This window comes from Flavobacterium aerium, from assembly GCF_030766725.1.
In the GTDB taxonomy this organism is placed as follows: Bacteria; Bacteroidota; Bacteroidia; order Flavobacteriales; family Flavobacteriaceae; genus Flavobacterium; species Flavobacterium aerium.
Genome location: NZ_JARQWR010000004.1, coordinates 241,859 through 266,363 on the forward strand (window position 1 = coordinate 241,859; position 24,505 = coordinate 266,363).

Annotated in this window: 23 protein-coding genes; 19 read left to right on the top strand and 4 right to left on the bottom strand. The window is 33.1% G+C overall.

Annotated elements, in window-relative coordinates; translation table 11 throughout:
• The first annotated feature begins 64 nt into the window (after positions 1-64).
• Positions 65-2,833 carry a PD-(D/E)XK nuclease family protein gene (locus P6733_RS07470; RefSeq protein ID WP_306351903.1) on the top strand — a complete coding sequence of 923 codons (2,769 nt, stop codon included), beginning with the start codon at positions 65-67 and terminating at the stop codon, positions 2,831-2,833.
• On the opposite strand, the gene P6733_RS07475 is transcribed toward P6733_RS07470, so the two are convergent.
• The 3 genes from P6733_RS07475 to P6733_RS07485 are packed head-to-tail and all read right to left on the bottom strand — an operon-like array spanning position 2,830 to position 6,354.
• The gene (locus P6733_RS07475) at positions 2,830-3,612 is read right to left on the bottom strand and encodes an alpha/beta fold hydrolase (RefSeq protein ID WP_306351905.1); all 783 of its coding nucleotides are present in this window, start codon (positions 3,610-3,612) and stop codon (positions 2,830-2,832) included. The two genes, P6733_RS07470 and P6733_RS07475, sit on opposite strands and share 4 nt — an antisense overlap.
• A 56-nt stretch (positions 3,613-3,668) precedes the next feature.
• A complete protein-coding gene (locus tag P6733_RS07480; protein ID WP_306351907.1) occupies positions 3,669-4,961 on the bottom strand; it encodes an aminopeptidase P family protein in 1,293 nt (430 codons plus the stop codon).
• A 31-nt stretch (positions 4,962-4,992) separates the two neighbouring features.
• Complete coding sequence (locus P6733_RS07485; RefSeq protein ID WP_306351909.1) at positions 4,993-6,354, bottom strand: hydroxymethylglutaryl-CoA synthase family protein; 1,362 nt, start codon at positions 6,352-6,354, stop codon at positions 4,993-4,995.
• Between the two features lie 180 nt (positions 6,355-6,534).
• Between P6733_RS07485 and P6733_RS07490 the strand changes: the two genes are divergently transcribed.
• The 18 genes from P6733_RS07490 (at position 6,535) to P6733_RS07575 (ending at position 23,704) form a co-directional block, all read left to right on the top strand.
• The gene (locus P6733_RS07490; RefSeq protein ID WP_306351911.1) at positions 6,535-7,392 is read left to right on the top strand and encodes a ChaN family lipoprotein; all 858 of its coding nucleotides are present in this window, start codon (positions 6,535-6,537) and stop codon (positions 7,390-7,392) included.
• A 193-nt stretch (positions 7,393-7,585) separates the two neighbouring features.
• On the top strand, positions 7,586-8,410 hold the full coding sequence (locus P6733_RS07495) for a succinate dehydrogenase cytochrome b subunit (protein WP_306351913.1): 825 nt from the start codon (positions 7,586-7,588) through the stop codon (positions 8,408-8,410).
• 4 nt (positions 8,411-8,414) lie between these two features.
• Complete coding sequence (locus tag P6733_RS07500; RefSeq protein ID WP_306351915.1) at positions 8,415-10,415, top strand: fumarate reductase/succinate dehydrogenase flavoprotein subunit; 2,001 nt, start codon at positions 8,415-8,417, stop codon at positions 10,413-10,415.
• 69 nt (positions 10,416-10,484) lie between these two features.
• Positions 10,485-11,228 (top strand): succinate dehydrogenase/fumarate reductase iron-sulfur subunit, encoded by a 744-nt coding sequence (locus tag P6733_RS07505; protein WP_306351917.1) that lies wholly within the window; start codon positions 10,485-10,487, stop codon positions 11,226-11,228.
• 268 nt (positions 11,229-11,496) lie between these two features.
• The gene (locus P6733_RS07510) at positions 11,497-12,162 is read left to right on the top strand and encodes a response regulator (protein ID WP_306351919.1); all 666 of its coding nucleotides are present in this window, start codon (positions 11,497-11,499) and stop codon (positions 12,160-12,162) included.
• 165 nt (positions 12,163-12,327) lie between these two features.
• Entirely contained in the window at positions 12,328-12,498 is a 171-nt protein-coding gene (locus P6733_RS07515) for a hypothetical protein (protein ID WP_306351920.1), read from the top strand.
• Positions 12,499-12,540: 42 nt separating this feature from the next.
• A complete protein-coding gene (locus P6733_RS07520) occupies positions 12,541-12,720 on the top strand; it encodes a hypothetical protein (protein ID WP_306351922.1) in 180 nt (59 codons plus the stop codon).
• A 269-nt stretch (positions 12,721-12,989) separates the two neighbouring features.
• The gene (locus P6733_RS07525; protein WP_306351923.1) at positions 12,990-13,181 is read left to right on the top strand and encodes a hypothetical protein; all 192 of its coding nucleotides are present in this window, start codon (positions 12,990-12,992) and stop codon (positions 13,179-13,181) included.
• A 32-nt stretch (positions 13,182-13,213) separates the two neighbouring features.
• Positions 13,214-13,396 (top strand): hypothetical protein, encoded by a 183-nt coding sequence (locus P6733_RS07530; protein ID WP_306351925.1) that lies wholly within the window; start codon positions 13,214-13,216, stop codon positions 13,394-13,396.
• Between the two features lie 294 nt (positions 13,397-13,690).
• Positions 13,691-13,864 carry a hypothetical protein gene (locus P6733_RS07535; protein ID WP_306351927.1) on the top strand — a complete coding sequence of 58 codons (174 nt, stop codon included), beginning with the start codon at positions 13,691-13,693 and terminating at the stop codon, positions 13,862-13,864.
• Between the two features lie 91 nt (positions 13,865-13,955).
• Positions 13,956-15,545, top strand: a complete 1,590-nt coding sequence (locus P6733_RS07540) for a vitamin K epoxide reductase family protein (RefSeq protein ID WP_306351929.1) — start codon at positions 13,956-13,958, stop codon at positions 15,543-15,545.
• A 45-nt stretch (positions 15,546-15,590) separates the two neighbouring features.
• Positions 15,591-15,785: a hypothetical protein gene (locus P6733_RS07545; RefSeq protein WP_306351931.1), complete on the top strand. Its 195-nt coding sequence runs from the start codon at positions 15,591-15,593 to the stop codon at positions 15,783-15,785.
• 49 nt (positions 15,786-15,834) lie between these two features.
• A complete protein-coding gene (locus tag P6733_RS07550) occupies positions 15,835-16,056 on the top strand; it encodes a hypothetical protein (RefSeq protein ID WP_306351933.1) in 222 nt (73 codons plus the stop codon).
• A gap of 44 nt (positions 16,057-16,100) precedes the next feature.
• On the top strand, positions 16,101-16,256 hold the full coding sequence (locus P6733_RS07555; protein ID WP_306351934.1) for a hypothetical protein: 156 nt from the start codon (positions 16,101-16,103) through the stop codon (positions 16,254-16,256).
• Between the two features lie 220 nt (positions 16,257-16,476).
• Complete coding sequence (locus tag P6733_RS07560; RefSeq protein WP_306351935.1) at positions 16,477-18,669, top strand: peptidase domain-containing ABC transporter; 2,193 nt, start codon at positions 16,477-16,479, stop codon at positions 18,667-18,669.
• A 52-nt stretch (positions 18,670-18,721) separates the two neighbouring features.
• On the top strand, positions 18,722-20,011 hold the full coding sequence (locus P6733_RS07565; RefSeq protein WP_306351937.1) for an HlyD family secretion protein: 1,290 nt from the start codon (positions 18,722-18,724) through the stop codon (positions 20,009-20,011).
• Between the two features lie 96 nt (positions 20,012-20,107).
• Positions 20,108-22,933, top strand: coding sequence for a GH92 family glycosyl hydrolase (locus P6733_RS07570; RefSeq protein ID WP_306351939.1), 2,826 nt, complete (start codon positions 20,108-20,110; stop codon positions 22,931-22,933).
• A 6-nt stretch (positions 22,934-22,939) separates the two neighbouring features.
• Entirely contained in the window at positions 22,940-23,704 is a 765-nt protein-coding gene (locus P6733_RS07575; protein ID WP_306351941.1) for an amidohydrolase, read from the top strand.
• A 62-nt stretch (positions 23,705-23,766) separates the two neighbouring features.
• Here P6733_RS07575 and P6733_RS07580 read toward each other — a convergent pair whose 3' ends face one another.
• On the bottom strand, positions 23,767-24,390 hold the full coding sequence (locus tag P6733_RS07580; RefSeq protein WP_306351943.1) for a hypothetical protein: 624 nt from the start codon (positions 24,388-24,390) through the stop codon (positions 23,767-23,769).
• Positions 24,391-24,505 lie beyond the last annotated feature (115 nt).

Consider the following 24,505-nt stretch of genomic DNA (forward strand, 5'->3'; position numbering starts at 1 on the left):
CAATCTCTCAAATATATTTTAGAAACGTCCCGATTTATCGGGACGTTTTTTTTATTTTTATACTATGACAAACACCTCTTTTTTAGATAAACTAAGTACTGAGCTAATTGATAAATATGAAGGAGATTTATCCAACATCGTTATCGTTTTACCCAATAAAAGAGCCAAGATATTTTTAATAGACGCTATAAAATCCAAAATAACAAAAACGATTATTGCGCCTAAAATTATTAATATTGAGGAATTTATTCAGGACATTGCTGGAGTTCGATCTATTGAGAGTATTGAGTTGTTGTTTGAGTTTTATGAAGTATATAGCAATGATACTGCGAAAGAAAAACAACAGTCGTTTGAACAGTTTTCCAATTGGGCAAAAACCTTACTACAGGATTTTAATGAAATAGACCGCTATTTATTAGACCCCCTTCATGTTCTTTCTTATTTGAAAGATATTGAAGACATTAAACACTGGTCCTTAGATCCAGAAAAAAGGACACAATTAATAGAGAATTACCTGGAATTTTGGAAGCTATTACCCGATTATTATAATGCGTTATATGATCATTTGCTTCAAAAAGGAATAGGTTACCAAGGATTGATATATAGAGAAGCTGTTGGTAATTTAGATCACTTTTCAAATTCATTACAGAAAGAAATATTTGTTTTTGCAGGTTTCAATGCATTAAATGCTGCTGAAGAAAGAATTATCCAACATTTACTGGCAACGAGTCAAGCAGCTGTGTATTGGGATATCGATACCGTTTTTATTGAAGACAAATTTCATGATGCAGGTTACTTTATCCGCAACTTTAAAGAAAATTGGAAATACTATAAAACCAATCCGTTCCAATGGATTGCGAATGATTTTAGTCAAAATAAAAACATTCAAATTATTGGTACGCCTAAGACAGTGGGGCAAGCTAAAATTACAGGAAATCTGATTGAACAAATTCTTGATCAATCAGCAAATTCAAGTCTTCAAAATGTAGCAGTTGTATTAGGAGAAGAAAATTTATTAATACCGCTTTTATATTCTTTGCCTGCAGGTGTAAATAGTCTGAATATTACAATGGGTTACGCCGGGAAGAATAACCCTGCACAAATCTTAATTCATAAGCTGTTTAAGCTTCACGCGAATGCAAAAGCAAGAAATGATAAAAGCTATGTATTCTATTATAAAGATGTTTTAGATATTGTAACACATCCATTAATAGAACCATATGTTAATGCTTCAAATCTGGTAAACATTATTAATACGAATAATTTCACTTTTATCACGCACCAGAAACTGGTAGAATTATACAGTGGAGAGAATCTGTTTTTTGAAATCTTATTTAATAAATGGGATAATGATCCAGCTGTTGTTTTAGACCGATTATCAACCATATTATTGATGATTAAAGAGCGGCTGACAAATGATAGTGAAGATGAAAAAATAACAAAAGCATTTGTCTATTCTATTTTCAAAGTAATCAATAAGTTGATCAACTTCTTTTCGAAGTACAATCATATTAATAATATCGATACTCTATTTGCTATTTATAAGCAAGTAGTAGATTTAGCTGAAGTATCTTTTGAAGGAGAGCCGTTAACAGGTTTACAGATTATGGGAGTCTTAGAATCCCGTGTTTTAGATTTTGAAACCGTTATTATTACTTCCGTAAATGAAGGGAAATTTCCGGCGGGAAAATCTCAAAATTCATTTATACCCTATGATGTAAAAAAAGAACTTGGATTACCGACTTATAAAGAAAAAGATGCCATATATACCTATCACTTTTATCATCTATTACAAAGAGCAAAAAATATTTACTTGCTATATAATACAGAAAGTGAAGGGTTAGATGCTGGAGAAAGAAGTCGATTTATTACACAATTAGAAGTAGAGAAACAAGAAAATCATTCGGTTGTAAATGACGTTTATAATGCAGTTGTACCAAGCAAAGCTTATGAGCCTATAGTGGTATTGAAATCGGAAAGTGTGATGGTTCGATTAAAAGAAATTGCAGAAGTAGGCTTTTCCCCCTCTTCATTAACATCATACATTCGAAACCCAATCCAGTTTTATTTTCAGAAAATTGTACGAATCAGAGAAGTAGAAAAGGTAGAAGAAAATATTGCGGTTAATACTTTAGGAACGATTATTCACGAAACATTAAGAGCCCTATACGAGCCCTATGTTGACTTATTTCTTTCGCTTGAAGCAATTGCTGAAATGAGTAAGAAAGTAGATGATGAAGTTTTAAATCAATTCAAAGAAGTCTATAAACATGGTGAAATTAAGAAAGGACGAAACCTATTAGCCTTTGAAGTAGCGAAACGGAATATTCAGAATTTTTTAAATAAAGAAAAAGAACTCATTCAAGCTGGAGATGCAGTAAAAATCTTAGCATTAGAAACAACCTTTGAAAGAACTTTACACCATCCGAAATTACCCTATTCGGTAAATATTAAAGGAAATGTAGATAGAATAGAACAACGCAATGGAAAAGTTAGGATTATCGACTATAAGACTGGGAAAGTAGAAGGTCGAGATGTAATGGTGAAAACCTGGGATAACCTATGTGTTGATATAAAAAATGATAAAATTATTCAAGTTCTGGCGTATGCCTTCATGTATGAACCATTACTAAAAGAAGGTCAAGAAATGGAAGTAGGTATACTATCATTCAAAAATTTAAGAAGCGGATTTTTACCCTTTAGAATAGCTGAAAACAAAGAAGAAGTGACTGTAATTACACCCGATGTATTAGAAAAATACATAGAGCAATTAGTGGTACTTCTAAACGAAATACTTGATCAGAAAATTCCTTTTGAAGAAAAAGTAAATTAGATTTTTTTAAAGAAAAGAAGAAGTGTTTCCAGTAGCTCAGCTCTGTTTTCTACAGAACTCATATGTCCATCTGGAAAAGAGACTAGTTTTACTGCGGTACCTTCAATTTGCTCAACCGTTTCATTATAGTTGAGAACAGGATCTTTTTTGCCTAAAATAATCATCATTGGATAAGGAGCAAAATGAAGCAATACTTCACGATCATTACGTGTTTTCATCCCTTCTAATGCTGCAACAATACCCTGTAAAGGGATTTTTAAAGCCTGAAATTTAATGTTTTCAATTTCTTCCTGAAAAGCATCACGATGCTCGGGATTGAATAAATTACCTATCGCAAGACTAATGAAATTAGTATGACTTTGTTTGACCGCTTTTATTGCTCGATCGCGGTTTAGTTTTCGTTCATCACTATCCGCTCTAGCAGTAGAGTTTAAAAGCACTAAACCTTTGATGTTGTCAGGATATAATTCTGCAAAAGCCAAAGCAACATAACCACCCATTGAATGTCCAACAAAAACTGATTTTCGAATTCGTAATTCACTCAATACAGCCTGTACAGCATCAGCCATGTCTTCCATAGAATGGATATAGCCCATACATTCAGTATCACCGTGTCCTAATAAATCTATTGCAATAACACGAAATTTAGAGGACAATGCAGGGATGTAGAAGTCCCACATGCTACTATTTTCGAGAAAACCATGTAGTAATACTATAGCAGTGCCTTTACCGGAATCGGTAAAATTAATTTTGGTATTCTTGTAAATGATACTAGGCATATTTTTTTTGAAGAAATATTTTTCCCTCGATACAATATCGAGGGAAAAATAGAATATTATGCATTCATTAAAGTTTCGATTTCCTCAACTTCAATAGGAATATTGTACATTAAATTGAAAGGTTCACCGGTTTCTTGAATAACAACATTGTCCTCAAGACGGATTCCAAAACCTTCATTAGGAATATAGATTCCAGGTTCAACAGTGAAAACCATATTTGCTTTCATAGGTTCTGTTAGAATTCCATAATCATGAGTGTCAAGACCCATATGATGAGAAGTTCCATGCATGAAATATTTTTTATAAGCAGGCCATTCTGGATTTTCATTTTGAACGTCAGCTTTGTCTAATAAACCTAATCCTAATAATTCAGAAGTCATTAGTTTACCCACTTCAATATGATATTGTTTCCAAAGTGCTCCAGGAACTAATAATTTTGTAGCCTCATTTTTAACTCTTAGTACAGCATTATAAACCTCCTTTTGACGGGCAGTATATCTTCCAGAAACAGGAACCGTACGAGACATATCGCTAGAATAATTAGCATATTCGGCAGCAACATCAAATAAGATTAAATCACCCGCTTTACAAACTTGGTTGTTTTCAATGTAATGTAGAACATTTGCATTGTTACCAGAAGCAATGATAGGAGTGTAAGCAAAACCTTTAGAACGATTGCGTAAAAACTCATGTGCAAATTCAGCTTCAATTTCATATTCAGTAACATCAGGTTTCACAAAAGATAAAACTCTTCTGAATCCTTTTTCTGTAATATTACAAGCATTTTGAATTAAAGCAATCTCTTCTGCTTCTTTTACTGAACGCAATCTTTGTAAGATTGGGTTGCTTTTTGCAACCTGATGTGCAGGGTATTTCTCTTTCCACCATTTAATAAAACGAGCTTCACGAGTTTCAGTAACAACAGATGCTCTATAGTGCTCATTTGTGTTGATGTAAATTGTATCACAATACGTCATCAATTCATAAAGTACTTTTTCGAAATCTTGAAGCCATTGAATATTTTTAATTCCAGAAACCTCAAAAGCACGCTCTTTAGTTAGTTTTTCGCCTTCCCAAACAGCAATATGCTCATTCGTTTCTTTTAAGAATAAAATTTCTCTTTGGTGCTCGTAAGGAGCATCCGGAAATAAAACTAAAATACTCTCTTCTTGATCAGCACCACTTAGATAAAAAATATCACGATGTTGTTCAAAAGGCATTGTGCTATCAGCACTAATAGGATAAATGTCATTAGAATTAAAAACAGCAAGACTATTCGGCTTCATTTCAGCCATGAATTTCTTACGGTTTTTTATGAAAAGTTGTCGGTCAATCTGATGGTATTTCATAATTATAATAGTTTAATAAGAATTTACAAAGTTAATCAACCCATTGGTAATATCGAGCACCTTTTAGGGTAGGAATTTCAGTTTCTATATTTTTTAAAATCCACTCCTGAGTTGGAATCTTTACACTCACAGTACGTTCTTTTTTATGTAATTGAGTATAAGTATCTAAGCTAATCGCTTGAATTTCATCTAAAATTTTGAATAAATTTTGATTGCGAATTCCTTCTTTCCAGTTTTTCTGGATTTCCCCTTCAAAAACCTTCGATTTAGAACCGCTACCATATGCTAGAAAACCAAAAGAAGATCCTATAATATCATTTTCATTTCTATCATGGTAAGATAAGGTAGACAATAAAGCCATGAAAATGGATCCAGTATACAGGTTTCCGATAGCAGAAGAAGCAAGTTCAGCAGGCATTAATTTTTCTTCAACAAAACGTTTATAAGATTCCGATTTGCTAATCTCTTTTAGTTTATTTGGAAATTCTGGATCATTCACATCTGAAATCAAATCAAAAGAAGCGCTATCTAAAGCAAAAATTTCAGACAACATTCTTCTGCCTTGAAAAGCATACGGTAAGTGCATGATAATACTTTTCCAACTGTTGTATAAACAATCTGTTGAATCTTTCAATTCCTTAAAAGAAAAATAAGCATTTCGAGTTCGGTCCATATAACACTGATTCGAATATTGCCCATCAAATACAGGTTGGTCCTGGTGAATTTCAACTTCATTTTCGAGAACATCAAACCAAGGTTGATTATCTGTAGTCCCTGTAATAACCTCTTTTTGTAGCGTTCTACGTGGTTTAAAGAAATCGAAAACACCTTTTGTGCTAGTAGCCCAATTGTTGTCGAAAGCAATGATTTTCGGATCTTTAGAAATCAATAAAGCAATCGCGCCAGCACCCTGTGTGTATTCGCCAGTAGATTCAAGATCATATTTTGCAATATCCGTTGTAAGAACAATTGCTTTTTTATCAGGATTTACACGAATATAATCAATACAATTGTGTAAAGCATCAACGCCAGCAATACAAGCAAAAGTAAAATCAACCACATCACATTTTGAAAAAGTATCTTCGCCAAAATGAGCTTCCATTAACGAAACAATGTAAGAACCAATTGGTTTTGCACTATCAACAGCACTTTCAGTACCCACGTATATACGATCAATATCGAGCGGGTTTATTTTTTCATTAGTGAGTAGACGTTGGATCGCATTTGCGCCAAAAACTACAGGATCCTGATGAACGTCAGGAAGTGTCATTTTGAATAAACCGAGGCCTTTTTGTAATTTTTCAGGATCTATATGGCGTGCTTTTGCTAAAGTCTCAATAGGCAAATGAATCTTTGGAAGGTCAAATGCAATGGAATCAATTCCAATTTTCATTGTAAAATTTTTAGAGCCATAAAAATAAAATATTATATCCATAAACGTGTTAAATCAAATATAAAAGATGTTGCTATTTTCTGTTTGATGTTTTTATATAAATTTTATTTAGTTTCATTTTAAATAAGGCAAAGAAGCCTTACTTTTGCTTTTCAATAATAAAATTAAAAGCAAAATAGGATGATAAAATATAGACTTTTGGCAATAGTATTTCTTTTGAACAGCTTATTGTTAGCGGCTCAGGATAAACCAGCATATCAGATTTTTGATAAAAATGGTAAAAAAGTGAAGTACGAGAAAATGTTGAAAGGAGCTGCTAAGGCAGAAGTGCTTTTCTTCGGAGAATTTCATGACAATCCAATTATACACTGGTTACAATTTGAGGCAACAAGAGATTTAGCTAAATCAAACCGTTTAGTTTTAGGAGCAGAAATGTTTGAAGCTGATAATCAGTCTCAATTAAATGACTATCTATCCGGTAAAATTAATCAGAAAGCTTTAGATACTGTAGCGAGACTATGGAATAACTACAAAACAGATTACAAACCATTGGTAGATTTGGCAAAAGAAAACAAGCTGTCCTTTATCGCTACAAATGTTCCGCGTAAATATGCAAGTCTAGTATATAAAAATGGATTTGGTGCTTTAGATGTCTTAACGGATGAAGAGAAAAGGTGGATGGCACCGTTGCCAATTGCATACGATCCAAATTTACCAGGATATGTAAAAATGCTGGAAATGATGGGAGGACACGGTGGAGACAATTTGCCAAAAGCACAAGCGATAAAAGATGCAACAATGAGTTATTTTATTTCGAAAAATTTACAACCCAATACGCTTTTCATCCACTATAATGGAAGTTATCACAGTGATAATTATGATGGGATTAACTGGTATTTGAAAAAGACAAATCCTAATTTGAATATCGTTACAATAGCATCAGTATCTCAAAAAGAGGTATTAGAATTGGAGAAAGAAAACGTTGGGAAGGCAGATTTTATTATCGTTGTAGATGAGGATATGACGAAAACCTTTTAAGAATCAGTTTCTTTGATGGAAAAAAGCCGTTTTTAAGCGGCTTTTTTTGTAGTAAATAATTAATAATTAATCGTTTGGAAAGCAATGCTTTCGCTTGATTAAAATGATTATAAATAAGCTATATTGTTTTGTAATAAAAGGTAATATCCCGTACTTTGTATGAATTATTTTAAATAACACAATCAAAATCTTTATGGCAAAATCTGCACTTTTAAAGTCGTCACTAGCAAAGAAATATTGGATGGCTTTTACAGGTTTATTTTTATGCTTGTTTTTAGTTGGCCACTTAGCGGGGAATCTACAACTAATTTTCGGAACTGCATTAAAGTTCAATGAATATGCATTATTCATGACAACCAATCCAGCGGTAAAATTATTATCGTATGTTACTTACATCTCAATTCTATTCCATGCAATTGATGGAATTCTTTTGACAATACAAAACAAAAAAGCCAGGCCAATTGGTTATGTGAAAAATAATGCTGCTTCAAACAGTGCTTGGTCTTCAAGAAATATGGCGTTATTAGGAACTTTAATTTTAGTTTTTATTGCGACACATATGATGAACTTCTGGGCAAAAATGCATTTTGCAGAAATGCCATTATTGACAACAAGCGTTACTAATACGCAAGGGGTTGAAGAACAGTTATATTATACTACAAATGGAGGATATATTCCTGTAGGAGATAGTAGATTCGTTCTTAAAGATCGTACAGATTTCTACGATGAAACTGGAAAAGTGAAAATCGGAAGTGGATACAAAGATTTATACAAAATTACAGTTGATTTCTTTAAAGACCCAAAATACGGATTAGCATTTACATTATTTTATGTTTTCTCAATGCTGGTATTAGCGTTCCACTTACAACATGGTTTTGGAAGTGCATTCCAATCTCTTGGCGCTAGTAATCCGAAATATAACCCATTCATTAAAGGACTAGGAAAAGGATTTGCCATTTTGGTGCCACTTCTTTTTGCAATTATTCCTTTATATATTCATTTTATTCTAAAAGCATAATCATATGGCATTAGATTCAAAAATTCCTAACGGTCCTATTTCAGACAAATGGACAGATTATAAAGATCATATCAATTTAGTAAATCCAGCGAACAAGCGTAATATAGATGTTATTGTTGTAGGTACAGGTTTAGCAGGTGGTTCTGCTGCAGCTACTCTTGCAGAATTAGGATATAACGTAAAAGCATTTTGTTTTCAAGATTCACCAAGAAGAGCGCACTCAATTGCTGCTCAAGGAGGTATCAATGCTGCAAAAAACTATCAAGGAGACGGTGATTCAACATTCCGTTTATTTTATGATACAGTAAAAGGAGGAGATTATAGAGCACGTGAAGCAAACGTTTACCGTTTAGCAGAAGTGTCAGCAAATATTATTGACCAATGCGTAATGCAAGGTGTGCCATTAGCAAGAGAATACGGTGGATTATTAGATAACCGTTCTTTTGGAGGAACATTAGTTTCAAGAACATTTTATGCAAAAGGGCAAACAGGTCAACAATTACTTTTAGGAGCATATTCTGCAATGAATCGTCAAATTGGACGAGGAAAAATAAAAATGTACAACCGTCATGAGATGCTAGATTTAGTAATCGTAGATGGTAAAGCAAGAGGAATTATCGCTCGTAATTTAATTACAGGAGAAATAGAAAGACATTCTGCACATGCCGTTGTTATTGGTTCTGGAGGATATGGTAACGTATTTTTCTTATCAACAAATGCAATGGGAAGTAATGCTACAGCAGCATGGAAAATACATAAAAAAGGAGCTTACTTTGCTAACCCTTGTTATACACAAATTCACCCTACATGTATTCCAGTTTCGGGAGATCACCAGTCAAAATTGACGTTGATGTCAGAATCCTTAAGAAATGATGGACGTATTTGGGTTCCTAAATCATTAGAAGATGCTCAGGCAATTCGTGAAGGAAGAAAAAAACCGACCGATCTTAAAGAAGAAGAAAGAGATTACTATTTGGAGCGTCGTTACCCATCATTCGGTAACTTAGTGCCACGTGACGTTGCGTCTCGTGCAGCTAAAGAACGTTGCGATGCAGGTTTTGGAGTTAATAAAACAGGTGAAGCAGTATACTTGGACTTTGCAGCAGCAATCCAACGTTACGGAAAAGAGCAAGCCTACATCAAAGGTTTAGATGAAAATGACGCAGCCTTAATTATAAAATTAGGAACTGACGTTGTTGCAAATAAATACGGAAACTTATTCCAGATGTATGAGAAAATCGTAGATGAGAATCCATACATAACGCCAATGATGATTTATCCAGCAGTACACTACACAATGGGTGGAATCTGGGTAGATTATAACTTGATGACAACTATCCCAGGATGTTATTCAATTGGAGAAGCAAACTTCTCTGATCACGGAGCAAACAGATTAGGAGCATCAGCATTAATGCAAGGATTAGCAGATGGATATTTCGTATTACCTTATACAATAGGTGAATATTTATCAAGCGATATTAGAACAGGTCAGATTTCTACAGATTTACCAGAATTCGTAGAAGCAGAGAAAAATGTTCGTGATTTAATTCAGAAATTCAGTACTAATAATGGAAACCACTCTGTGGACCATTTCCATAAAAAATTAGGAAAAATTATGTGGGACAAAGTAGGTATGGCGAGAAATGCGCAAGGACTTACTGAAGCGATACATGAAATTGCAGCATTGCGTGAAGAATTTTACAAAGACGTAAGAGTACCAGGCGATGTTAATGGATTTAACCAAGAGCTTGAAAAAGCATTAAGAGTAGCCGATTTCCTTGAATTAGGAGAACTGTTTGCAAAAGATGCTTTACATAGAAATGAATCTTGTGGTGGACATTTTAGAGAAGAATATCAATCAGAAGACGGAGAAGCACAGAGAGACGATGAAAACTTTGCTTATGTTGCGGCATGGGAATACAAAGGAAAACCAAGCGATGCTGTGTTACACAAAGAAGAATTAGTATTCGAAAACATTAAATTAGTTACTAGAAGTTACAAATAAGATTTTAGTATCAGAAGAGGGAGCGGTAAGACGATCCCATCGAAATACTAAATGCAAAATCTATAGAGTATGAAACTTACATTAAAAATATGGCGTCAAAAAAACGCTAAAGAAACTGGAAAAATAGTTGACTATAAAATCGATGATGTTTCGCCAGATATGTCCTTCCTTGAAATGCTGGACGTTTTAAACGAACAGTTGATTAACCAAGGAGAAGACCCAGTAGCTTTTGACCATGACTGTCGTGAAGGAATCTGTGGTATGTGTTCACTTTTCATTAATGGAGAAGCACACGGACCAGATAGAGGCGTAACGACTTGTCAATTGCACATGAGAATGTTTAAAGACGGTGATACTATCTTTATTGAACCTTTCCGTGCAAAAGCATTCCCAGTAATTAAAGATTTAGTAGTTGATAGATCTTCTTTTGATAGAATACAACATGCAGGAGGATTTATCTCTGTAAATACTTCAGGTCGTACTGTAGATGCGAATTCTATTCCAATTAATAAACATGACGCTGATACCGCTTTTGATTCTGCAACATGTATTGGATGTGGAGCTTGCGTTGCAACCTGTAAAAACTCTTCAGCAATGTTATTCGTTTCTGCAAAAGTATCCCAATTTGCTTTATTACCACAAGGACAAGTTGAAGCTGCAGACCGTGTTTTAAATATGGTTCACCATATGGATCTTGAAGGATTTGGAAACTGTACAAATACTGGAGCATGCGAAGTAGAATGTCCGAAAGGAATTTCTCTTGAAAACATCGCACGTATGAACCGTGAATACTTAAAAGCAAGTATTAAATAATAAATACATAAAGGTTTTTAATCTTTATCCTTAATATGGTAATCCCCTCAAACATTTGTTTGAGGGGATTTTTTTTTGAAAAAAATAAAATTTTCAACATGCAATACTCTATGCTAATTATCGCATTTTGTGAATTATAAGTGTTTCTTGTGTTAAATAAAAAAAAGACAAATAGTGTAAAATGAAGTTAAACCGGATTTTTGCTATAGGATAATATGCATTAAATACATATATTTAAGAAATATTAATGGGTAAAATGATTCAAAGAATGCTAAATATTCTTATGGTTGACGACCATCCAATGATAATCGAAGGATATAGAAATGCAATTTTAAATGCAAATATAATCCCATCGTCATTGATGAATATTACTACAGCACATAACTGCGAAGATGCATATAATGCGATTATCCAATCCTCGGAAAAAACACATTTTCATATTGCTTTTCTAGATATTAGTTTGGCACCCTATGTACAGAAGAACATGAAGTCTGGAGAAGATTTAGCAAAATTGATTAAAAATATTCTCCCAGATTGTAAAATCATCATGCTTACGATGCATACAGAGGCTGTACGTTTAAGTAACATAGTTCGAACGATAAAACCACAAGGTTTATTAATAAAAAGCGATATCACGTTAGATAAATTTCAACAGGTATTAAAAAAAATAATGAATGGTGAGGTATATCTAAGTAGTACAGCCAGTAAAAGTGTAAAACAAGCACTTTCGAGTGAATTAAACTTAGACCACGATAATCTTCAGATACTATCTTGTATCGCAAAAGGGGTGAAAACTAAAAACCTCCCAAATTACATAGCGCTATCTTTAAGTGCTATCGAAAAAAGAAAAACACTACTAAAGATCCAATTGGGAATCGAAAAAGGAACAGACAAGGATTTAATAAACGAAGCTAAAAAGCTTGGAGTGATTTAACTCGGTATTGTTTTGGTGTTAATTATTTAAATAAAAATAAAAACCGTAATTTTTTTAACAAAAAACCGTAAAATTATTGATTTGGAAATAATTAAGTTAGCAATTATATAATTGTTGGCGAGATATTTATTTTGGAAAGATTCAATAATTTTAATATTTAATAAGATGAAAAAATCAATTTTAAAGATAGAAGGTGTAAATGAACTTTCAAAGGAACATTTGAAAAATATAAAAGGCGGTGCGGCTTGTGGGCCAGGATACGTTGTCTTAGTTTGTGGGCAAGGGCCAACTTGGGTTCCTAATGTGTGTAAATCACCAGAAGCTCACTGTGCATAATGCAAAAAATAAGAAGTTTAGCTGATCAAAAATCATATAAAAATGAAAAACTCAATTTTAAAAATTGAAGGAGTTAGTGAATTATCAAAAGAAACCTTATTAACCATAACAGGAGGTGCTGGTTGTGGACCAGGTGAAGTTCGATTTGAATGTGATGGTCCATGGATATGGGTTCCTAACGTATGTGCAGTAGATCTACCATTTTGTGAGGATCCGTTTTAGTTTTTTAAATATAGAATAAGCTATTATTTCACTCTTGATAACTAGCTTGCAAGGGCAGTCTAAAATTTTAGGCTGCCCTTTTGTTATTTGTTAAATAATAGCTTATTCTATATTTTAAATAGGGTAAAACCGTAATTTTTTTAACGAAAAACCGTAATATGATGCTGTTTTAAAAAAGTAAGTTAGCAATTCAAGAGCAATATAGAGAAGTAATTTATGTATTGAATTTTGTGGTAAAATTTATTAACCAAACTAACTAAGAGATCATCATGAAAAACTCAATCTTACAATTAAAAGAAGTAAAAGAACTTTCAGCTGAAATGCAAAAAAGTATAAAAGGGGGAGCATGTCCTCCAGGTAGGGCACGACTAGAATGTGGAGGCCCGTTAGTTTGGGTTCCAAATATTTGCGCAGTACCTTACTTATGGTGTGAAGAGCCAGTAATAACAATTGAACATTAATCGTCTTAATAATTTTATTTAAAAATATAAAAATGAAAAACTCAATTCTAAAACTAGAAGGTGTAACAGTGTTGCAAAAAAAAGAACTTATTAAATTGGCCGGAGGTGACCCTAATTGCAAAGGAGGATATGTTCAGTTAGAATGCGATGGACCTTTTATGTGGGTTCCAAATACATGTGCCGTTTTACATCCGTATTGTGGAGACCTTTTTTAGTCAAAAACAAAACATTGCTCCAAATAATGGTAAAAGCTGCTTAGTTTTCTAAGCAGCTTTTTTTGTTTAAAACGGCATAAGTGTTGATTTCGGTTGATATATCTTATTAAAATATAATTAATGTTTTATTTTAACCTAAATAAGGTAAAACCGTAATTTTTTTAACATAAAACCGTAAAATTTTGATTTTTAAATGAATTAAGTTAGCTAGAGAAAATTTATAAGTTAAGGATTCCTTCTTTTAGTAAGTTTTGAAGAAGATGAAATCCAGTAAATCTAAAAACCTTTACAACCATGAAAAAATCAATACTACAATTGAAAGGAGTACATGAACTCTCAAAAAAAACGCTAATTAAATTAACGGGAGGAAATTCAGGATGTGAGTCAGGGATGATTCAATTAGTCTGTGGAGGACCATGGATATGGGTGCCAAACAAATGCAATGTGAAGTATCCATTATGTGATTAAACTGATAAAACAAAATGTAAGCAAGTCTTGTTAGATTATGAGCTGTATTAGTTCATAGTCTAACACGAAATAATATCAATACAAATTTTATATGATTAAGTTAACTCAGAAATTTCTAGTATTAAACCAATATACAAATGTTATAGAAGAGTTTGAAGATGTGTATCTATCCCATCCCAATCATCCAAGCTTATATTCAATTACAGATTCATTTACAGTATTAGGTATTGAGAATGTTGCCGCTGAAGTTCCAAAAGATCAACTAGAAGCACTACCAGACAATTTTATGGCATTAGTGCTGAAAAACGGATCAGAAGAATTAGTAGTAGTGGAGAAAGATGAAACCACAATAGTATTGGAAACAGAAAAATTCATCAAAGAAACGTTGAGTCATGCTGAATTCAAGAATATTTGGAAGGGAATTATCATTGCGATTGAACCAAACGAACAAGTTGAAGTCCATAAAGGGAAAAAGAATAATAACTTAAAATACGCTATACCATTAGTTGCATTAATAGGAATATCATTCTTTTACAATGAGTACAATTTTGTCTCAATAGCATTTTTACTATCTTCTTTAATTGGAAGTTGCATAGGTGCTTTTATTATTCAGGAAGAATTTGGGATTAGTAATGAAATGGTTTCAAAATTTTGCAGTTATAGTGAAAATACGTCTTGTAATAGCGTAATTAAATCCACAAAAAATGACATAAATAAATGGATGAATTTTGCAGACCTACCATTAGTATTTTTTGTAGTGAATACCATCGCTATTTTGTTGAATCCAATTGCTTCGATGAATATCATTGGTGTATTAAGTACTCTAGCATTACCCATTGTTCTATACTCGGTATGGATTCAAAAATTTGAATTAAAAAAATGGTGTGTATTGTGTTTAGTAACAGCAACAATAATTGTGATGCAATCAGCCTTATACATTGCGACTACAACAGGTGATTTCAATGCCTTATTAGTGCGTTCCAGTTTTTTCTTTTATGTTTTTTCAGTGATAACATTACTGACAGCGTGGGTTGCACTAAAACCAATTCTCAAAAAGAATAATACACTTTCCGATTCAGTTCAGAAACTAAATCGTTTTAAAAGAGATTCTAAAATATTTTCTGCATTATTAAAACCTGTTACAGTGATGAATGGGTTTGATCAATTGCAATCCATTCAAATTGGAACTCCAGATTTACCAACGGTACTCACATTAATTGTAAGTCCAAGTTGCGGTCACTGCCATAAAGCATTTGAAGATGGTTTAAACCTACACCTGAAATTCCCAGATAAAATTAGTCTAAACATACTTTTCAATGTTAATCCCAATAATAATGGTAATCCTTATCTCGTAATTGTTGAAAAATTACTTCAGATGAATAGAACAAATCCAAGTCAAGTCCTTACAGCAATTTCAGATTGGCATATTAAGAAATTGACCCTCGAAGAATGGCAATTAAAATGGAAAATAGACCATATTGATTCGGAAATAAAAAATGAAATAGAAAAGCAATACAATTGGTCTACGGCAAATGACTTTAATTATACACCAGTAAAAATTATTAATAATCAATTATATCCACAGGAATATGAGTTGAGTGATGCAAAATATTTTTTAAATGATTTGGCAAAAGACGTGGCGCTAGAAAGAGATGTTTTGGAGGAAGAATATGTAGCATAATGTAAGTAAATGAAGAATTATCAACCAATTTTAATTATATCAATTATGAAAAAAAACATTTTAAACTTAACGGGAGCTCAGGAGTTGAGCAAGGATTCACAACAGTCTATCAAAGGAGGAATTACACAATGGATGGCTGCAAACTGTATTAGAAAAAAAACACCAACATGTGATGTAGATGGAGAATATTACCATCAACTTATTGGATGGTGTTGTAGAGGAACTGAACCACAAGGATAATCCAAATTTTAGAATTATATATAATCAACCAATTTAAACGAGATCTATTATGAAAAAAAACATTTTAAATTTAACTGGAGCTCAGGAATTGAGCAAGGATTCACAGCAATCTATTAAAGGAGGAATTACAGAATGGATGGCTGCGAACTGTATTAGAAGAACAGGTCCAACATGTCTTAGTATTGAGATCGAAGAAAGAAGTGGTAATAATGGATATTATCCATATCAGATTGGAGCATGGTGTTGTATAGGACCTGAGCCAAGAGGATAGTTAATACTTTTTAAAACAATTAACCCATTATAAATTCTTACTTTATGTTGAAAAAAATTTCAAGCTTAAAAGGATCGCAAATTCTAAGCAAAGCAGAGCAAAAGAGTATTAAAGGAGGTAAAGCTCCAGCATGCTGTCTACGATGGAAGCCTATCGAGAGAGAATGTACTTTATGGGACTACAACTGTTTAAACGGATAATGTACTAAACAGAAGAGTTCCAGTTAATTAAATATAAAAATATAACCCTTTTATTCGTAAAGGAAAATAAGAATCAAGTGGATAATTTTTTTCACTTGATTTTTTTATTAATCTGAATTTTTTCTTAAAAAACACGTATATTGTGATTAAATTATGACCATAAGAGAATTAATTTTATTATAAAAAGATTTTACATTATTGCTAAATTTTATTTTGATCAATGCCTAAATTTCCCCACTACCTGCAAGCTGATGCTAAAGATTGCGGACCTACATGTATTAAAATTATAGCGAAGTCATACGGTAAAACAATTCCTATTCAAGGATTGCGTGATTTAAGTGAGACAACGCGTGAAGGCAGTACACTATTAGGATTAAGTGATGCTGCAGAGAAAATTGGTTTTCGAACTTTAGGAGTCAAATTAACAGCTGAAAAATTAGAAGAAGCACCCCTGCCTTGTATACTACATTGGAACAAAGAACACTATGTTGTGCTTTATGAAATTAAAAAAGGAAAATACTACATTTCAGATCCAGCACATGGATTGCTGACGTATACAGGTGAAGAATTTATAAAATTTTGGATTGGAAACAATGCCAATAAAAAAACCGAAGAAGGGATTGCATTACTAGTTGAACCAACACCAAAATTCCAACAAAATGAATATGATAAAGAGGATAAGCAAGCATTTGGCTTTGGACTCCTTTCAAAATATATCTTTCAGTACAAATCATTTTTAGCTCAGCTAATAATCGGATTACTGGCGGGAAGTTTACTACAATTAATTTTCCCATTCCTTACACAAAGTATAGTCGATGTGGGGATACAAAATCAAAATATACATTTTATATACATGATTTTGTTCGCTCAATTATTTCTATTTGCGGGCAAAACAGCATTAGAATTAATTCGAAGTTGGGTGTTATTACATCTTTCTACCCGTATTAATATCTCATTAATTTCCGATTTCTTTATTAAGTTAATGAATCTACCAATCTCCTTCTTTGATGTAAGAATGACAGGAGATATTATGCAGCGAATCAACGATCACCATCGTATTGAAAGAATACTAACCTCCTCTTCGTTGAATGTGTTATTCTCCTTTATCAATTTGATTATCATGGGAGCTGTACTGATTTATTATAACTTCCAAATCTTTATAATCTTTATGGTTGGAAGTATCTTATATTTCGGATGGGTCACGATATTCTTGAAAAGAAGAGAAGAATTAGATTATAAGCGATTTTCAGAAGTGAGTCAGGAGCAAAGTAAAGTAATCGAATTGATTAATGGAATGCAGGAGATAAAACTGCACAATGCCGAAAAACAGAAAAGATGGGGATGGGAGTATGTACAAGCAAGACTGTTTAGAGTATCAATAAAAGGATTAGTATTAGAACAAACCCAAAGTATTGGTTCATCCGTAATCAATGAGATAAAGAATATTTTTATTATTTTCTTTTCGGCAAAATTGGTTATTGATGGAGAAATCACTCTAGGGATGATGATGGCAATCAGCTATATTGTAGGACAATTAAATGCACCAATCGCTCAGTTAATCGGTTTTATCAGAGAAGCTCAAGATGCAAAAATATCACTTTCAAGACTAGCAGAAATTCATGATAAAAAAGATGAGGCAGATGAAGAAGAACACCAAGTGCATGTTTTTCCAGAAAACTGTGATATCGAAATTAAAGACCTTTCCTTCCGATACATTGGATCCGATATTCCTGTTTTACAAGATTTGAATCTGACCATTCCTGCTCGAAAAGTAACAGCAATTGTGGGTGTAAGTGGAAGTGGAAAAACAACCTTAATGAAATTATTATTAAAGTTTTATAATCCCGATAAAGGAGAAATTAATTTAGGAACTTTCCAACTTCAGAATATTGCACAAAAAACATGGCGTGCACATATCGGTGCAGTAATGCAAGAAGGCTATATCTTTAATGATACAATTGCACAGAATATTGCTATTGGGGTAGACTTTATTGACAAAGAACGCCTGGTTTATGCAGCCGAAGTAGCAAATATAAAAGAATACGTCGGGACCCTACCTTTAGGATATAATACAAAGATTGGTATGGAAGGCGTAGGAATGAGTACAGGCCAAAAGCAACGACTATTAATAGCGAGAGCAGTGTATAAAAACCCTGAGATGCTATTCTTTGATGAAGCAACATCAGCCTTAGATGCAAACAATGAAAAAGAAATCATGAAGAAATTAGATATCTTTTTTAAAGACAAAACGGTAGTGGTTATTGCACACCGATTGAGTACAGTAATGAATGCAGATCAGATTGTCGTATTAGACAGAGGGAAAATTATTGAAATTGGAAACCATGAAGAATTAGTTGCCCTAAAAGGAAATTATTATGAACTCGTTCGAAACCAACTTCAATTAGGAACATAACCTTTACCAGTGTATCACAATTTAATGTTTTAATTTTTCAACAATACAAAGAATGCCAGAAGATAAAAAATTTGAATTAAGAAGCGAAGAAGTACAAGAAATCTTGACTCGTGTTCCACATTGGATGATCCGATGGGGGAATATTGTAGTTTTATCGATTATTGTACTAATGTTTATTGGTTCATGGTTAATTAAATATCCAGATATTATTGCAACGGAAGTAGTGATTACAACCAATGTTCCACCGGAGAAATTAGTGGCAAAAACTTCTGGACGTATCGAAGCTATTTTGGTAAAAGACCGTCAGATTGTACCGATGAATACTCCATTAGCGGTAATTGAAAACACCGCAAATTATGAAGATGTATTCTTATTAAAGAAAGTTTTAGATACAATTAAATTAAATCGAAATAGTATAAAATTCCCATTTGAATTATTCCGTTTTGCTCGATTAGGAGATATAGAAGGAAATTATGCCCTTTTTCAAAAAGACTTTATTACAAACAATTTAAACAGAACACTGTTGCCATATCAAGTTGCGGGTAGAGCACAACAAGTAGAAGGCGTAGAGTTGAGAGAGCGATTACACTTGTTGCAACAGCAAAAAGAAATTAATGAGACCGAATTGAAACTAAAGAAAGCGGACTTAGATCGTTTTGAAAAATTATTCAATAAAGGAGTAATTTCAACGCAAGAATACGAAGCTAAAAAATTAAGCTATTTGCAAGACGAAAAAAACTTCAAAACGATAGCCAGTTCAATTTCACAACTTAAATCATCATTGAATGATTTGAATAAAAATATGTTGGACACCCACATTAACGAAACAAAAGACGATGTTATCTTACAAAGCAACGTAAGTCAGTCTTTTCAGCAATTAAGAAAAGCAGTTAGAGACTGGGAATTAGCCTATGTCCTTACAGCATCGATACCGGGAGAAGTTTCGTTTATGCAAATTTGGACTGACAATCAGACTATTGTAGCAGGAGAAAATGTATTTACAGTAGTGCCTACAGATGAAAAAGGATACGTTGGAAAAGTAAAAGCGGTGGCACAAAATTCTGGTAAAATAAAAGTAGGGCAAGATGTTAATATCAGATTAGCGAATTTTCCAGATCGAGAATTTGGAATGCTAAAAGGGAAAGTAAAATCGATTTCATTAACACCCGATAAAGATGGAAACATTTTAATTGACATAGCATTACCAAACAAATTAGAAACCCATTACCATAAAATTATTCCATTCCAGCAGGAGATGCGTGGGAATGCCGAAATTATTACAGAAGATTTACGACTAATGGAAAGAATACTATATCAATTCAGAGACATATTCCGCCGATAAAAAAACAAAAAGACATCAAGGAAATTGATGTCTTTTTGTTTTTAGAATTAAATTAGAAAACATAAAATTATATTTGAAAATCAATACGATACCACAATGCAAAAGCAACTTACATCCTACTTTATTCTAGTCCTTTTATGCTTTGGAATAAATGCTTCAGCCCAACAAAATTATGCCCAATACGTAAATCCGATGATTGGAACTGGAGGACATGGACATACTTTTCCTGGAGCAACAGTACCTTTTGGAATGGTACAATTATCACCCGACACAAGAATTGATGGAAGCTGGGATGGATGTAGCGGATATCATTATAGTGATAACGTAATTTATGGATTTTCACATACCCACCTAAACGGGACTGGAGTAAGTGATTACGGCGATATTTTGCTTATGCCTACAATGGGAGAACCTCAATTGATGAATACCGAATACGCTTCTGCATTTTCGCATAAAAATGAACAAGCATCCGCAGGATATTATGCAGTAAAATTAGACAAACATAATATTGATGTAGCATTAACAACATCAACAAGAGTCGGTTTTCACGAATATACATTCAATGAAAGTGGAGTAGCCAATATTATATTGGATTTGAATCACCGCGATAAACTTTTAGAGGGAGAAGTTCGTATTGTAAACGATAAAGTGATTGAAGTATTGAGAAGAAGTGAAGCGTGGGCACGTGATCAATATGTTTTTGCGCGAATAGAATTTGATCAGCCGATGAAAATCAATAAAGTAAAAACAAATGGTAAAGGAGATTTTTCAAGTCAAGTATTTTCAGGAACAGAACTAGCCCTTAGTTTTTCTAAAACCATTAAGAAAGGAGATAAAATACTCGTAAAAGTAGCTTTATCCCCAACAGGATATGAAGGAGCAACGAAGAATATGAAGGCAGAAATTCCAAATTGGGATTTTAATGCGACTAGAAAAGCAGTAGTCCAAATGTGGAATAATGAATTAGGGAAAATAGAAGTAAAAAGTTCTGATAAAGAGAAACTAACGATATTCTATACCGCATTATACCATGTAATGACACAACCCAATACAGCGATGGATGTTGATGGACAATACAGAGGAAGAGATAATAAATTACATAGAGCCAGTGGATTTACATATTACTCTGTATTTTCTCTATGGGATACCTTTAGAGCAGCACACCCTTTGTATACTTTGATTGATAAAAAACGAACGTCAGATTTCGTAAGTACTTTTTTAAAGCAATATGAACAAGGAGGAAGATTACCAGTGTGGGAATTGGCAAGTAATGAAACAGATTGTATGATTGGATACCATTCCGTGAGTGTAATGGCAGATGCTATGGCAAAGGGCATAAAAGGCTTTGATTATGAAAAAGCGTTTGAAGCAAGTAAACACAGTGCGATGTTAGATCATTTAGGATTAGATGCCTATAAGAAAAATGGATTCATCAGCTTGGACGACGAGCACGAAAGTGTTTCTAAAACCGTTGAATATGCTTATGATGATTGGTGTATTGCACAAATGGCACTGATGCTCGGTAAAAAAGAAGAATACGCTTATTTTATGAAACGAGCTCAAAACTGGAAAAACATATTTGATCCCGTTACAGGATTTATGCGACCTAAAAAGAATGGAGGATGGGTTACACCATTCGACGCTAGAGAAGTCAATAATAATTTTACAGAAGGAAATAGTTGGCAGTATACATTCTTTGTGCCTCAGGATGTGCAAGGGCTTATTAATGCTTATGGAGGACCAGTTCCATTTGAGAAAAAACTAGACGAAATGTTTTCCAGCCCATCCGCAACGACAGGAAGAGAACAAGTTGATATTACAGGGCTTATAGGACAATATGCACACGGGAATGAGCCAAGCCATCATATGGCCTATTTATACAACTATGTTGGGAAACCAGAAAAGACGACTCAGAAAGTACATCAGATTCTTAATGAGTTTTATAAAAACACACCCGATGGATTAATAGGAAATGAAGATTGTGGACAAATGAGTGCTTGGTATGTATTAAGCTCAATGGGTTTATATGCCGTAACACCAGGTATTCCAGAGTGGAATACGACAGTTCCATATTTTGAAAATATCAAAGTTCATTTTGAAGATGGAACAACAAAAGAAATCACACCTAAAAGTACAGCAGCCTATTTGCGATTTTTTGGATTAAATCCAAAACCGGAAAGTCAAAAATTAGAATATGAAGAAATTGTTCCTGTACCCGTTATTGAAACAACTGGAAAGGTTTTTAAAGATAAGTTGAAAATCGAATTAAAGGCAATGAATGCTTCGGATGATCTTTATTATTGTTTAGAAGAAGCAGGAAAGAAGAAAAAAGAAAAAGTATTTATTCCTTACAGTAAACCTTTAGAGATTACGGAAACAACAACAGTATATGCTTATGCTAAAAAAGCAAGCAAACAAAGCGCTGTAATTTCTGGAACATTTTATAAGAAAGGAAATGATTGGAAAATCAATATCATTTCAAAATACAATCCACAATACCATGCAGGAGGAGATGAAGGACTTATTGATGGAGTTCTTGGAGAAGAAAACTGGAGAAAAGGAGAATGGCAAGGATACCAGTCACAGGATTTCGAATGTATTATTGATTTAAAATCAAAACAAATGATATCCGAAATTTCTGCTCGATTCTTACAAGATTCACGATCTTGGATTTTGATGCCTACTACCGTAGAATATTATGTGTCGAAGGATAATAAGAAGTTTAAGCTAGTGAAAAGAATAACCAATACACTCGATCCAAAAGAAGAGAAAATCAGCATCCACGATTTTAAAGCAGAAATCAAACCGATAAAAGGACAGTATATTATGGTTAAAGCCTATAATTTTGGTAAATTGCCAGACTGGCATCAAGGAGCAGGAGGTGATGCATTCCTGTTTATTGATGAGATTACGGTTAAATAATACACGATGAAAGTAGCACTAATTCAATCCAATCTAGTTTGGGAAAATCCTAAAGCAAACCGAGAAATTTTCACATTGAAAATCAATGAAATTCAGGAGAAAATAGATCTAATTGTTCTGCCTGAAATGTTTACAACAGGTTTTACCATGCATCCCAATTTCGTTGCAGAAACAATGGACGGAGAGACGGTACATTGGATGGTCGAATTAGCAAAAGCAAAAAATGCAGCCATTACAGGGAGTATAATTATTCAAGAAAATAAGCAATACTATAACCGAATGCTATTTGTTTTTCCAAATGGAGAAATTCAGTATTACAATAAGAAACACCTATTTTCCTTAGCGGGAGAAGAAAAGATTTATAGAGCAGGAGAAGAAAAAGTAATAGTAGACTATTTAGGATGGAAAATCTGTTTGATGGTTTGTTATGATTTACGATTTCCGGTTTGGTCTAGAAACCAAGAGAATTACGATGTCTTAATCTATGTTGCCAGTTGGCCAGAAGTGCGTATTAAAGCATGGGATGCATTATTGCAAGCGCGAGCAATTGAGAATATGTCTTATGTGATAGCGGTAAACAGAGTAGGGTTAGATTACCATAACTATAATCATTCGGGACATTCCCAAGTCATTAATTATTTAGGAGAATATAGCATAGAGCCACAAGAAAATGAAGGAACCTATATTGTAAACTTGGACAAAGAGCAAATGCTTTCCGACCGAAAACGATTTGGTTTCTTAAATGATAAAGATATTTTTAGGATATTATAAAATTGAAATTTTTTATTATAACCACAAACTTATTTAATTAAATAAGTTTGTGGTTTACATTGTTATCTTCTTTGGATCCAACCGTCTGGAATATCATCAATATACCTTTCTAGCATATGTAATTCACCCGAATCAGCTGAAATTGTACACTGCATGTAGCTTGAAGATATCCAATCTCCTGTGATACTTACATTCTCACCATTACCACCAGTGATGTTTAAGGTGTTTATTCCAGCTCTCCCCGTTTCAGTACATTTGTCATCAATGATTTTTTCAAGATCATAAGCCCTAGCCATATCTGCACAGATACATTGATCAGAACAAACTAATAAACCACGACTTCCAGATTTATTTTGATAGTTACGATTTTTTTTTGACTCATTTTTTATCATAATAAACTCTTCATTTTCATTAGGAAGTTGCCTAATATAGAATGTATGGGTGTTATTTTTGTTGAATCTGGAGTCTTTATTAGAAGTGTTTTTGAATCCATATTCTTCGGGATTGCTATATATTTTTTGCTGAATAAGATTTTTGTCTCCTTTTACTTTTCTAATAGTTGTAGTCTTTAATTGTTGATCTAATGTTAATTGATTAGGTGTTGTTTCTTCATTATTACATGATATGTATAAACATGTTATGATAATAATGACAGAAAGACTTAATAATGATTTTAGTTTTTTCATTGGGTCATTTTTAAAGTTATTTTAACGAAAATAGCTTTTATTTAGACTAAAAACAAATAAAATTATATTTTAATTAAACAGAATATACATGTTAAATTAATTGAAAATCAAAAAA

What these genes read in the sequence shown, in the direction of transcription:
- P6733_RS07475 (WP_306351905.1), bottom strand. Translation starts at nt 3,612, where the DNA reads ATGCCTAGTATCATTTACAAGAATACCAAAATTAATTTTACCGATTCC.
- P6733_RS07525 (WP_306351923.1), top strand. Translation starts at nt 12,990, where the DNA reads ATGAAAAACTCAATCTTACAATTAAAAGAAGTAAAAGAACTTTCAGCT.
- P6733_RS07520 (WP_306351922.1), top strand. Translation starts at nt 12,541, where the DNA reads ATGAAAAACTCAATTTTAAAAATTGAAGGAGTTAGTGAATTATCAAAA.
- P6733_RS07530 (WP_306351925.1), top strand. Translation starts at nt 13,214, where the DNA reads ATGAAAAACTCAATTCTAAAACTAGAAGGTGTAACAGTGTTGCAAAAA.
- P6733_RS07535 (WP_306351927.1), top strand. Translation starts at nt 13,691, where the DNA reads ATGAAAAAATCAATACTACAATTGAAAGGAGTACATGAACTCTCAAAA.
- P6733_RS07515 (WP_306351920.1), top strand. Translation starts at nt 12,328, where the DNA reads ATGAAAAAATCAATTTTAAAGATAGAAGGTGTAAATGAACTTTCAAAG.
- P6733_RS07480 (WP_306351907.1), bottom strand. Translation starts at nt 4,961, where the DNA reads ATGAAATACCATCAGATTGACCGACAACTTTTCATAAAAAACCGTAAG.
- P6733_RS07510 (WP_306351919.1), top strand. Translation starts at nt 11,497, where the DNA reads ATGCTAAATATTCTTATGGTTGACGACCATCCAATGATAATCGAAGGA.
- P6733_RS07500 (WP_306351915.1), top strand. Translation starts at nt 8,415, where the DNA reads ATGGCATTAGATTCAAAAATTCCTAACGGTCCTATTTCAGACAAATGG.
- P6733_RS07485 (WP_306351909.1), bottom strand. Translation starts at nt 6,354, where the DNA reads ATGAAAATTGGAATTGATTCCATTGCATTTGACCTTCCAAAGATTCAT.
- P6733_RS07490 (WP_306351911.1), top strand. Translation starts at nt 6,535, where the DNA reads ATGATAAAATATAGACTTTTGGCAATAGTATTTCTTTTGAACAGCTTA.
- P6733_RS07565 (WP_306351937.1), top strand. Translation starts at nt 18,722, where the DNA reads ATGCCAGAAGATAAAAAATTTGAATTAAGAAGCGAAGAAGTACAAGAA.
- P6733_RS07570 (WP_306351939.1), top strand. Translation starts at nt 20,108, where the DNA reads ATGCAAAAGCAACTTACATCCTACTTTATTCTAGTCCTTTTATGCTTT.
- P6733_RS07495 (WP_306351913.1), top strand. Translation starts at nt 7,586, where the DNA reads ATGGCAAAATCTGCACTTTTAAAGTCGTCACTAGCAAAGAAATATTGG.
- P6733_RS07555 (WP_306351934.1), top strand. Translation starts at nt 16,101, where the DNA reads ATGTTGAAAAAAATTTCAAGCTTAAAAGGATCGCAAATTCTAAGCAAA.
- P6733_RS07470 (WP_306351903.1), top strand. Translation starts at nt 65, where the DNA reads ATGACAAACACCTCTTTTTTAGATAAACTAAGTACTGAGCTAATTGAT.
- P6733_RS07545 (WP_306351931.1), top strand. Translation starts at nt 15,591, where the DNA reads ATGAAAAAAAACATTTTAAACTTAACGGGAGCTCAGGAGTTGAGCAAG.
- P6733_RS07575 (WP_306351941.1), top strand. Translation starts at nt 22,940, where the DNA reads ATGAAAGTAGCACTAATTCAATCCAATCTAGTTTGGGAAAATCCTAAA.
- P6733_RS07505 (WP_306351917.1), top strand. Translation starts at nt 10,485, where the DNA reads ATGAAACTTACATTAAAAATATGGCGTCAAAAAAACGCTAAAGAAACT.
- P6733_RS07540 (WP_306351929.1), top strand. Translation starts at nt 13,956, where the DNA reads ATGATTAAGTTAACTCAGAAATTTCTAGTATTAAACCAATATACAAAT.
- P6733_RS07580 (WP_306351943.1), bottom strand. Translation starts at nt 24,390, where the DNA reads ATGAAAAAACTAAAATCATTATTAAGTCTTTCTGTCATTATTATCATA.
- P6733_RS07550 (WP_306351933.1), top strand. Translation starts at nt 15,835, where the DNA reads ATGAAAAAAAACATTTTAAATTTAACTGGAGCTCAGGAATTGAGCAAG.
- P6733_RS07560 (WP_306351935.1), top strand. Translation starts at nt 16,477, where the DNA reads ATGCCTAAATTTCCCCACTACCTGCAAGCTGATGCTAAAGATTGCGGA.